12 protein-coding genes are annotated in these 11,536 nt (G+C 41.3%); 3 read left to right on the top strand and 9 right to left on the bottom strand.

Going from position 1 to position 11,536, the window contains the following annotated elements:
• Positions 1-2: 2 nt before the first annotated feature.
• The 4 genes from H5164_RS03140 to H5164_RS03125 form a co-directional block, all read right to left on the bottom strand.
• Positions 3-260, bottom strand: coding sequence for a chaperone NapD (locus H5164_RS03140; protein ID WP_182754706.1), 258 nt, complete (start codon positions 258-260; stop codon positions 3-5).
• Positions 261-293: 33 nt separating this feature from the next.
• The gene (locus tag H5164_RS03135; RefSeq protein ID WP_124016440.1) at positions 294-452 is read right to left on the bottom strand and encodes a periplasmic nitrate reductase, NapE protein; all 159 of its coding nucleotides are present in this window, start codon (positions 450-452) and stop codon (positions 294-296) included.
• A 382-nt stretch (positions 453-834) separates the two neighbouring features.
• Positions 835-1,743, bottom strand: a complete 909-nt coding sequence (locus tag H5164_RS03130; protein ID WP_124016439.1) for a class I SAM-dependent methyltransferase — start codon at positions 1,741-1,743, stop codon at positions 835-837.
• Between the two features lie 40 nt (positions 1,744-1,783).
• Positions 1,784-2,980, bottom strand: coding sequence for an AI-2E family transporter (locus H5164_RS03125; RefSeq protein WP_182754704.1), 1,197 nt, complete (start codon positions 2,978-2,980; stop codon positions 1,784-1,786).
• Between the two features lie 158 nt (positions 2,981-3,138).
• On the opposite strand from H5164_RS03125, the gene folX reads away from it, so the two are divergent.
• Both folX and H5164_RS03115 read left to right on the top strand, forming a co-directional pair.
• Positions 3,139-3,507, top strand: coding sequence for a dihydroneopterin triphosphate 2'-epimerase (gene folX / locus H5164_RS03120; protein ID WP_182754702.1), 369 nt, complete (start codon positions 3,139-3,141; stop codon positions 3,505-3,507).
• A 79-nt stretch (positions 3,508-3,586) separates the two neighbouring features.
• On the top strand, positions 3,587-4,486 hold the full coding sequence (locus tag H5164_RS03115; RefSeq protein WP_124016436.1) for a TIGR01777 family oxidoreductase: 900 nt from the start codon (positions 3,587-3,589) through the stop codon (positions 4,484-4,486).
• 10 nt (positions 4,487-4,496) lie between these two features.
• Here H5164_RS03115 and H5164_RS03110 read toward each other — a convergent pair whose 3' ends face one another.
• From H5164_RS03110 to H5164_RS03100, 3 genes are all read right to left on the bottom strand, one after another.
• A complete protein-coding gene (locus H5164_RS03110) occupies positions 4,497-5,393 on the bottom strand; it encodes a LysR family transcriptional regulator (RefSeq protein ID WP_182754700.1) in 897 nt (298 codons plus the stop codon).
• 406 nt (positions 5,394-5,799) lie between these two features.
• The gene (locus H5164_RS03105; RefSeq protein ID WP_182754698.1) at positions 5,800-6,489 is read right to left on the bottom strand and encodes a pseudouridine synthase; all 690 of its coding nucleotides are present in this window, start codon (positions 6,487-6,489) and stop codon (positions 5,800-5,802) included.
• Between the two features lie 129 nt (positions 6,490-6,618).
• Positions 6,619-7,479, bottom strand: a complete 861-nt coding sequence (locus H5164_RS03100; protein ID WP_182754696.1) for a DUF4010 domain-containing protein — start codon at positions 7,477-7,479, stop codon at positions 6,619-6,621.
• A 444-nt stretch (positions 7,480-7,923) separates the two neighbouring features.
• Between H5164_RS03100 and H5164_RS03095 the strand changes: the two genes are divergently transcribed.
• Positions 7,924-8,178, top strand: a complete 255-nt coding sequence (locus tag H5164_RS03095; RefSeq protein ID WP_124016432.1) for a TIGR03643 family protein — start codon at positions 7,924-7,926, stop codon at positions 8,176-8,178.
• A gap of 82 nt (positions 8,179-8,260) precedes the next feature.
• Here H5164_RS03095 and H5164_RS03090 read toward each other — a convergent pair whose 3' ends face one another.
• The gene (locus H5164_RS03090) at positions 8,261-10,744 is read right to left on the bottom strand and encodes an ABC transporter permease (protein ID WP_182754694.1); all 2,484 of its coding nucleotides are present in this window, start codon (positions 10,742-10,744) and stop codon (positions 8,261-8,263) included.
• Positions 10,744-11,490, bottom strand: coding sequence for an ABC transporter ATP-binding protein (locus tag H5164_RS03085; RefSeq protein ID WP_124016430.1), 747 nt, complete (start codon positions 11,488-11,490; stop codon positions 10,744-10,746). The genes H5164_RS03090 and H5164_RS03085 overlap by 1 nt, the downstream gene beginning before the upstream one ends.
• Positions 11,491-11,536 lie beyond the last annotated feature (46 nt).

Below are 11,536 nucleotides of genomic sequence, written 5' to 3'. Positions count from 1 at the left end.
GTTCATACTTCACCTTCTTCAAGCTCTTCACTTTGGTGATACACCATGGTGGCCGTCAACACACCGGGAATGGCATTAATGGTTGAGATATCATCCATCAACGATCGTTGGCTCGAACCTTCAACGACAACCACTAACTTAACGTCATTATTAGCTGACAATTCAGCATTCTTGATGGCCATAATTTTTTGTCTTACGTCAGCCATTTTATCGGGGTGTACTTGGACAATTAGGCTGGTTACGTGAAGTTCATTACTCATACATCGCTCTCGCATTGTTGATTATTTTTAGGATTAGCCCGCGCCTGGAGGCCCAGTTAAAATTTGGCTAAACCAGATAGTAAAACCTAGTGCGCTAACCAGTAATACAGATAAAATTGGGGCTAGAAAGACAGTTAAAAAGATAAAAATCTTTAACTCTAAACCTTTTTTACTTTTGATTTGATTACTCATGGGTCCTCCAAGAGTGGGGATATAAGCAATAATTCATCATTGCTTTATTGCTTGTTTATTCGGTCCATGGGGAATGTTAGCGTTAATGCAGCAGCGAACTATATACTCACAAATTGGTAAACACGGATTAACATGATCTAAATCAACATTTTAAATAGCTAAAACGCGTGAACTGAGTGATTAAGCATAAAAAAGTAGTCAATAAATGCGGGCTCGATCATGGTTGAGGCAGCCATTTTGACTATTGCATCCTATTACTCATATATGAAATAGTGCAAATAATGACCTCGCCCACGCTGAAGATGGGTAGACTGAGCCGAGTTTATAGACAAAAAAAACCGACAGCCAAATGGCTGTCGGTTTTTTGTAACACACGAAGAGATTAGCTTAAGCGATAACGCAATACTTTTAATGATTTCTGTTCATCGATATCGGCAAAAATATGCGGATTAGCAATTCTTTCAATATAGGTAAGCTGTGGCGCCGTATTTGCCACTTGTTGCATCAAAAAATCACACCCTAGTTCTGGCGCATTTAAGCACAATAACACTTCGCCTTGAGGCGCCAGTAAGTCTGGCAGGCGTTTCAGTAGACGCTCATAATCTTTAGTGGCAACAAAACTGCCGCGTTGATTACTTGGAGGATCGGCCACAATCAAATCATACGGTCCAAGCTTAGTTAACTTACCCCAAGACTTAAAAATATCGTGGCCTAAATAACGCGCCCCTGCAGGTAAGTCATTTAACACATGGTTTTGCTTACCTATGCTTAATGCACCTTTACTCATGTCCATGTTGACAACTTCGTCTGCGCCGCCTTGCAAAGCCACTACCGAAAAGCCACAGGTATAGGCGAATAAATTAAGCACCTTTTTATGTTTTGCATGCTGTTTCACCCAGGCTCGACCATTGGCCATATCTAAAAATAAGCCGTGGTTTTGACCGCGTAATAAATGCACTAAGAAACGCGCACCGTTTTCAGTCACTATATGCTGCTCTGGTACTTCACCATGCAATAACTCACTCAATGTTTGGCCACCGTGACGGTATTGATAGACCAAATTAAGTGTTTCAGTTGGTCGTTGTTGCTGCCAAAGTGCCACTATGGCAGCAACTAATTCATCGAGTTGCTCACTTTCGAGCATCTTAAAACTGGTAAGCAATAATACCGGCTTGTACCAATCTAAACACAGGTGTTCATCGCCCGCGAATAACCCACCACGACCGTGAAATAAACGGCAAACATCATCGCCGAATGTCAAATTTGGAACTGCTTGTAAAAAACCTTTCATACACTCTCTTAACTCAATAAACTAAATACAATCAATAGGGTTATGCATCTTTCGTTGATGCCTTGGCAGCATTCTCCACGTCATGGTCATTTGCAACGTCATCAGTGACATCACTATCGGCTTGATGGTTGTTAGCATCACTCGATACGGTTGCTGTTTCAGTTGCAGTTTCAGTTTCAACATTATGGCTTGATTCACTGGGCAATTCATCGACATTATCTGACAATAAAGTCGCTAGCCAACTGCCAGACTGGCTCGATTCAAGACCAATTTTAACAATCATGGTTAAGGGAACCGACAACAACATGCCGACAGAGCCAAGCAACCAGCCCCAAAAAATCAATGATAAAAAAACCACCAAAGTAGACAAGCCTAAACCACGGCCCATAAAACGGGGTTCAATCACATTGCCCATAACCATATTGGTCCCCACATACAATAAGCCGGTAATACCTGCGGCGCCGGGACCCATTTGAATAAAAGCCAATAACACAGCAGGAATGGCCGCAATAATAGAACCAATATTTGGAATATAGTTAAACAGAAAAGCAATCACCGCCCATAACAAAGCATAGTCAACGCCAATGATTGTCAAACCGATACCAACAACCACTGCTGTGGCTAAACTAACCAGGGTTTTAATCACCATATATTGATTAACCGACTGCAAAAACTTGTCGATTTGCTTTAAACGCTTATCTGGAGCATCGAGGGCTAAATGAAACTTTCTAGGCATTGATTGCGCTTCAAATAACATAAACACTATGGTCAAAATAATCAGGAATAAATTGGCCATCACATTACCGACACCAGAGAGCATATTGGTGGTCATGGATAACGCCATACCAGGATCAAAGTAGTCGAGCACCTTTTGCTTTGAAATCTGAATATTAAAGTCTTTGAGTTTTTCAAGGATCCAGGCGAATTGTTCAATCAATTGCTCACGGTACTTGGGCATTTCCTTTGAAAACTCAGTCACTGAACTGCCCACTAAACTGGCCAGCCATAACCCCATTAACACTATAAAGCCCATTAATAAGATGATAGATAGCCATTTAGGAATATGATAACGCGTCATCAACACTATCGCAGGATTACAAATTACCGCTAAAAATGCGGATAATACAAAAGGTACGACTATCGGACTGGCCGTTTTTATCCCCGCTAAAATAATCACCACACAAGCCATTACCACAAAACTGCGCACAGCCATTGGAGATTGTTGTATTCCTTTCATAGGCCGAAAAATCCTTATTATTGCTTATTAAAATGATTCTATATGCTAAGCTGAACTCAGTAACATATTGCAAACTAAGTTAAAATTTGTTGTCGATTCGTATATCAGTTGATGGCAATATTGGCACATCACCACTTTCAGGGATCCACTGACATTATATGAAACCAGAAACCGCTATTATACGCATTAAAAACTTACGTTTACGTACTTATATCGGCATTAAAGATGACGAAATCAATAACCAACAAGATGTCATCATTAACGTAGTAATTCATTATTGTGCCGATAAAGCCCGAAATAGTCACAATGTCGAAGATGCATTGAATTATCGCACTATCACCAAAAAAATTATTGCTTTAATTGAAAATAATCGCTTTTCATTACTGGAAAACTTAACCAACCAAACCCTCGCCATTGCCAGTGAACATGACTGGGTTGAATTTGCCAGCGTCGAAATCGATAAACCCCATGCACTGCGTTTTGCAGACTCAGTGTCGATGGAGTTATGCTATCAAAAGCCCCAGTAACCACCATGGTATGCGCACAATGTGATCACATTTTAAGTTTACCATCGTATATTGCAATATAGAGTAAAGGGGAGTTTAGATGAAAATATTAATCACTGGCGCAACAGGGTTTGTTGGCAAACAGTTAGTCAAATCACTGAGTGACCACCAGCTAGTAATATTGACGAGAAATATTAATAACAGCAAAAACATTCTTGGCAGCCATCATCAGTACTGGCAAACGCTGGCAGACAAATCAGACCTTAACGATATAGATGCTGTGATTAATCTTGCTGGCGAACCGATAGTCAATAAACGTTGGAGCAATAAGCAAAAGAAACTGATCTGTGACAGTCGTTGGGATATCACCACGGCGTTAACTCAGCTTATCCGCAAAAGTACCACCCCACCGCATACTTTTATTAGCGCTTCAGCTGTAGGGTATTATGGCAGACAGGGTGATACCCCTGTGGATGAAACCAGCGGATTTCATGCTGAATTTAGTCATGATATTTGTCAAGAGTGGGAAAACCTTGCGCTTCAAGCTCAATCGCAACAGACCCGAGTATGCATTACCCGCATTGGGATTGTGCTCGGTAAAAATGGCGGCGCATTGGCGAAAATGTTACCGCCCTTTAAGCTCGGTTTAGGCGGTCCAATAGGCAATGGCGAACAAGGTATGAGCTGGATCCACATTGATGATTTAATCAAACTATTTAGCTACTTACTCAATAATTCGAACTCACAAGGCATTTATAACGCAACGGCACCTCAGCCTGTGAGTAATGCCGTATTTGCTAAAGCGCTAGGTAGCGCACTAAGCCGTCCTGCCAAAATAACTACGCCACCATTAGCGCTAAGACTAGCCATGGGTGAAATGTCAGAGTTGCTCACTACAGGCCAATTTGTATTACCTAAACGAGCTTTGGCGGCAGGATTTGAGTTTCAATACACTGACATCAACAGCGCATTACAACAGGTGGTCAATTCAGCAAACTAGGGCCCCGTCCCTAAACTAGCTGTTTAATTTTATCGATAATTGGCCCATAGCGTCGAGCAAGTGGTCGATGCTGTTTATAAATAATGAATAATGGCTCTGCAACCACCACATTATCGCCATGCTCATTGGCAAACGATGCAATACGGATATCTTGTGCTTGAGTAAAATGGTCGACCGCAAATTGTGGTAGCACAGCAAATGCCAGTCCTTTAGCCACAGGTACCAGAATTTGGTTTAATTGGTTAACATAACTGCGGATAGGCACCTGCAATGCTAGAGCCTGTTTTTCACTGAAGTACTGACAGGCTATTTGCGACCAATAATGCATAGCATCAGGATGACTCACCATGCCAAGCGCCATGAGTTGTTCAAATGTAACAGAGTGATGAGGGTATGACTGAGGCAACACTAAGCACAATGATTGTGCGGCTAATGGGGTTACCACCAGCTCATCCATATTAATCGATTGGGTAATGATGCCCACATCAATAGTATTGGCCATAACACTATCAATAATACGTTTATTGGGCGCCGCTTCCAGATAGATTTGTAGTTGATTATATGGCAACTGATAGTCAATAAGGTGAGGATATAGTAGCAAGGCCATTGAACCTGAGCAGGCAATACGACACTCACCAATATGCTCATCATCAACCGCTAATTGTGATAATACTTGCTGTTGTTGTTGCTGCCAAACTAACGCCCGTTGATGTAAAATAATCCCCGCTGCCGTCAGTTCAAAGCTTTTACCTATTCGAATGAGTAAATCAACACCGACCTGCTGTTCAAGCTTTTTAATATGCTGACTGACACCCGGTTGCGTCATAAAAAGCTGTTCTGCTGTGTGAGTAAAATGCCCTATTTCAACCAGTTTAATAAATGTCGTTAACCATTGTTGATTTAACATGCTAAGCCTCTATTGCATCAGATACTAGATCGCAGCCATCTATGTACACTCTCATTAATGGCGATCAAGCAAGACACTAGCATAGCCATTTTTAGGCTGACGATCACACAGTAAATAATATAAATTTATCGTTATACTAATTTTTGATAAATTGAAAATCATCGCAGTGATATCTGAGGTGCTAGCTTATCTCCACAAACGGGGAGAATAACTGCAATTTAGGCTAACAAGGAATATGGAAACCAGCAGAACCACATTTGGCTTATGTCAATCAAACTGGTTATTGTTTGCTAGTTTGGCGCAGTCCCGTATTACAGACTTAATCAATAACGAGCCGTTTGCAGATTATTGAACTGCGGTAACGAACGATCTGCTCATGGTTATCACACCCACTTACATTTTCTAATTAAGCATTAAATGATTTAACTTCTGCATCGGTTAAATACCGCCACTGCCCGACTTCCACATCGGCGTTGACAGCACCAATGCTTTCACGATGAAGTGAGAGTACTTTATTACCGATTGCGGCAAACATGCGCTTAACTTGATGAAATTTGCCTTCAGTTAATGTCAGCAAGACTTCTTTGGCTGTGATGATTTGCAATACCGCCGGTAATGTAAGCCCTTGCTCACCATCAAGAGCAATGCCTTGTAAAAAACGTTCTGCTGCATCATCAACCAGCGGTTTGGCTAACTTAACCCGGTAGACTTTATGACACTCGCCTGAAGGAGAGGTAATCGCAAAAGTCCAACGACCATCATCGGTAATTAGAACTAACCCAGTAGTATCGGCATCTAAGCGCCCGGCAATATGGAGTTCAGATAACCGTTCAACATCCAATAATGAAAAAATCGACGGATAGACACCATCAACATTTGAACAAAGCATATTGGTGGGTTTATTGATTAACAGATAACGAAACGCTCGAGCAGTAAGGTTTTGACCCTTTAAGGTAATTTGATTATTTTCATGCACCTGAACAGCTTCATTCCTAACAGCCACACCATTTACGCACACCTCACCATTATGGATATGTTGGATAGCGTCACACTTTAATAACTCAGTACTTTTACAAACAAATCGATCAAGACGCATAAATAACCTTAACTTGGGATAATCATTTTCTATTGGCTACTCAAGCGGATATTATGCCACAGACATAAATTGCTATTACTATTGGTATTGGTATTGGTGTTGGTGTTAGGGGAAATAGCCAACACATTACTAAAGCAATAAAGAGCAAAGATATGTAACACCGACACTTAACGCAAACCCCACCAACATCATTGCAATAAAAAACCATTTGTGAAAAAAATTGCTTCCTTTAAATACCAAATACGATTTACTGATGCTGTTACCGAGTAAAATTAACAACAATAATTTTATTAAATCAATACCCTGCGGATTCATCGACCATTCGGTCATCACAGAGACTAGAATGGCATGAGCTTCAAAAAATGATACTAGCAAAGTACTGATCCCTCGAGATAGACCAAGTTCACTGCCGATAAAATTCATGCCATAAACAAGTGCGAGGATAAAAATAGATAACTTAGCGACATTTTTCCAGCTTATTGGATGATCAATTAATAGCTCAATATCAACTGTAGATTGTCTTGATTGGTTGCTTAAAAAAAGCAAATTGGATGGGATCTGCACATATGTAATCACCGTAATAAAAAACATTAACTGTGTGACAAAGGGTATGTAAAAAATAAAGGATAATTGGTCGGCCAAAAAAAAGATAATAAATAGGCATTCCAGTAACATAGAGCATAAGGCAAACAGCAATGTCAGTAACAAGTCACGCTCACTTGTTGATGCAAATTTTTTATCATTTAGTATTTGTATAAAAACTGCCGTGCTGGAAATAAATCCCCCCAGAAAACCCTGTAACTGGAATCGGCGACGTTTTGCTAGCAAGTGAAAACTAAAAAAGCTGAATAACTCAAGACAGGCAACTAAAGGAACAATTTTTAAAAGAGGAACGTAGGCTGCCACCACGAACAAAGCCACCAGCATGGTCATGTCAAACCATATATGTTTGTCTTTAAAATGATATGAGAGTGGCGTCTTATGTTCCATCGACAATATTTTCCCCCAACAACGATTTATCAAGGTGGACTAAATCATACATGATTCAGAACTTACACTGTTTAATCACCAAATTAACCACTTTACTCCAAGAAATCGACACGGAACATTATTTAATATAACTGAATTATACTGTAAGCCAACTTAAATCGCCGCCTCCCGTACTCGTATTGATAAAACCTTATCTTAATTTATAGTATCAATGACTTGAGATTGAGTTGATAAAAATTTTTACACTCCAGTTGGTCAAGGCGCATCATATACTCACGCTAAATAAACATCACTCACTTATACTCGAGTTAACCATTAGGGTTAGTCAACTTAGGCCAATACTTTAACAAATTGATTAATCCTTAGCACAAATCATTCAAACACTAATCTAAACTCAGTTAACTAACGTACTGAAGTGCAAACCCAATAACATTATGATACTCAATGCTATCACCACAAGACACTTCAAGGATCATTGAAATGGCATGGGAAGACCGCACGCCATTTGAAGCCATTGAGCACCTTTATGGCTTAACCGAATCAAATGTGATTAAACTCATGCGCTCATCACTCAAACCCAATAGCTTTAAGTCGTGGAGAGCCCGTGTTAGTGGCCGTAAAACCAAACATCTTAAACTGCGCCCAGAAGGGATTGATAGAGCCTATTGCTCAACGCAATATAAAATGCCTCAAAAGTAATCACATCAGTGATTAACTAAGGTAAAAAAGCAGCATAAAAAAGGGAGATGACGATGCATCGCCCTTAAGATTTATAAGTACTTTAGCCCTCTTTTAACATGTCACTGCACGACTTATTAAGTAACTGACGACAACGCCATACCCCAAGAATCGCCACAATGATTGCTCCAGCAATTGGCGTTATCCCCCACCAAGGCCAATGCATATAAACGACCAACTCAAACACTTGGGTTTTAAGCATGTACAAAGCAAACTCAGCAACAATGACTGCCAATAAACCTGCGATGGCCCCAAGCAAAGCAAATTCAAATCCAGTAGCCGCTCTTAATAACCAACCTGATGCACCAAACGTTCGTAATACCGCCAATTCTCGCTGCCGAGTCGCCATACCAGCTTCAGTCTGGGCTATCAGTACTAAAGCACTGGCCAGTAACACTAGAACCAACACTAATGACAAAGATAATGACACTTGATCGATAATTTGTCGTAACTGTTCAACCATAGCGCCAACATCAATAATCGATACCGTCGGGAATTGTTGGATCAATTGCAGCACCACTTTATTCGCGCTCAGTAGGCTGCCGTCCGCGGCTAATTGCGCATCATTAAGATGAAAGCTCGCCATCGAGGTATAAGCAAATGGCGCCAATGCTTCTGGGGTAAAAATCATAAAAAAATTAGGCTGTAGAGTTTCCCATTGAACCTGCCTTATGCTGGAAACCTTAACCGAGAAGGCTTGATTATCTATGCTATAGGTTAGCTTATCGCCCAACACTATACCTAAGCGATCAGCAACACCAGACTCAACCGACACATCATTGTTAGCCTGATTAAACTCACCTTCAAGGAGCTTATTATTAGGTGGTAAGGTCTCTCGATACGTTAAGTTTAGTTCACGAGAAATACCTACTCGCCCTTCAACACCGTCCTCAGACTGCTTGCCTGAAATCAACTCTTCATCATTAATATGCGTCAAACGACCACGAACCACAGGATAAATGTCAGTCGCATTAATATGATTAAGCGTCAAAAAGTCATTCAATGGTTTAGCATCTTCAGGCGCGATATTGACTAAAAAGTAGTTAGGGGCATTTTCAGGTAACTGCTTTTGCCATTCATTGAGTAAATCTTGGCGCAAAGCCAAAATCGTTAACAGTAATACTAACGCACTACTAAAACCGACTAATTGCACCGCATTTTGGCGCGCACGGCGGCGAAGACCAGCCAAAGCTAATTGGAAGGGATTGGTGGTTTTCATGCCAATACCATGACCAAAACGGATCATCACAAATCCAAGCACGCTTAATAACAAACCTAATAGTAGTACTGCAAGCACCACTGTCATGGTCAAGGCTAAACTTCTTGAATATAAATAGCCTAACAAAGCCATGGCAGCCAAACTTAATAGCAGATGTAACCACATCCCCAGTTGCAAACCTTCTAATTGACGCTGCAATACTCTTAAGGGCGGAATAGCTAACAAGCGCATTAATGGATAAGCCGAAAACATAAATGCACTAATCAAACCCGTGCTAACGCCTAGTAATACAGGGCGTAAGTATGGTGGTGAATAAGCGGCGATTTCTTTAGGCAGAAATGCCGTTATACCAAGATCAAGTAATACTCCGCCAAGCAGCCCCAGTGCAATACCCAGTAAAGTCACCAAAGACAGATGCAGTCCAAATAATACTCTAATTTGCTTACCCGAGGCGCCAAAGGTTTTGAGCATGGCAACGACATCATAATGGCGTTGGCAATAACGCTGCGCCGCAATACCAATCGCCGCACACGCAAGGGCTATACCGAGTAAACTGGCAAGCAGCAGGAATCGCTCAGCACGTTGCACCGCCGAAGCGATCGGAGAATCTCCCGACTGCACGTCTACCCATCGTTGGCTGTTATTGAGTAAAGGTTTAGCTTGCTGCTCAAATACGGTTAATTGATCAGCATTTCCGGTAAATTGGTATAAATAAGTCACCCTACTGCCTGGCTGAATAATACCTGTCGCCGCCACGTCATCTAGGCGGATCAGTAACACTGGCGAAGATGCAAACGGATTAAAACCAGCATCAGGTAAACGCTTAATCTCTTCGGTTAGTGATAGCTCACTATTGCCTAACTCAATGCTTTGCGGGAAACCAAGTAAACCACCTAGACGACTCTCAAACCATGCTTGACCTGTCTTTGGCAACTCCTGAGTGACACCACTACTGAGTTCGATATCGCCTTTTAATGGGTAACCATCACCTACAGCTTTGACCGTCACTAACTGAAATTTATCTCCGGAATATACCATCGAATTAAATTGCATATTGGTGACATGGGCGAGACCAAGCTTATCCGCTATGGTCAGCACTTGTGGGTCAAGCTCAACTGGCGAGTCAATAATACGGTCGGCAGCAATAAAGTTGGCCGCTTCACCGTTAATAGCAACTTGTAAACGCTCACTGACTCGTGCAAGCCCAGTTACTGATAACACTGCTAAGGTAATCGCCAATACAATAAGAATTAATTGCCCTTGAGCGAGTTCACGTTTAAACAAGCGCCACGCAATTTGCCATTCCATTAATTAACCTCCGCAGTAAACTCAGAGTGTTGTTGACTCGAGAGATTGACTACATTGGGTTCTGATAAGTGACCATTTTCCATCACTAACTGCCGGCCACAGCGCTTCGCAAGATGCAAATCATGAGTCACCAAGACCAGCGTGGTGTCACTTTCTTGGTTTAAAGCAAACAGCATATCGGCAATTTTGTCACCGTTTACACTGTCCAAGTTGCCTGTGGGTTCATCTGCAAACAATACTTTAGGCTCGCAAATAAAGGCTCTAGCAATGGCAACACGTTGCTGCTCGCCACCGGATAATTGTTTAGGTAAGTGATTTAATCGATGAGATAAACCAACACGCTCGAGCATGGATTGAGCTTTTTGTTTGGCATCTTTAACACCAGAAAGCTCTGCTGGTAACATGACATTTTCTAAAGCCGTTAACGTGTCAACCAACATAAATGACTGAAAGATAAAACTGACTTTTTTCTTACGCAATGCGGCTTTTTGTTCTTCATTTAACCCAGATAGTGCTACACCATCTAACACGATTTCACCAGAGCTAGGAGTATCTAATGCAGCAAGCAAACCTAGCAGTGTCGACTTGCCTGAACCTGATGGTCCCAAAATGGCGATACTGTCTCCTTGCTTGACTTCTATATTAATGCCGTTGAGGATAGTCAACTCTCCCTCTTGGGTCACGACAGTTTTATTGAGGTTAGTTACAGTAATGGCACTGATATTTCGATCGATATTATTAGACATACAATCCTTCTTCTATTCGTCACTTAAACGCGTGCTTAGTAGTGTG

It is taken from the genome of Shewanella sp. SG41-3 (assembly GCF_014164545.1).
Lineage (GTDB): Bacteria > Pseudomonadota > Gammaproteobacteria > Enterobacterales > Shewanellaceae > Shewanella > Shewanella vesiculosa.
Note: the sequence above shows the minus strand (reverse complement) of the source record. Positions and strands in the feature narration are given on the sequence as shown.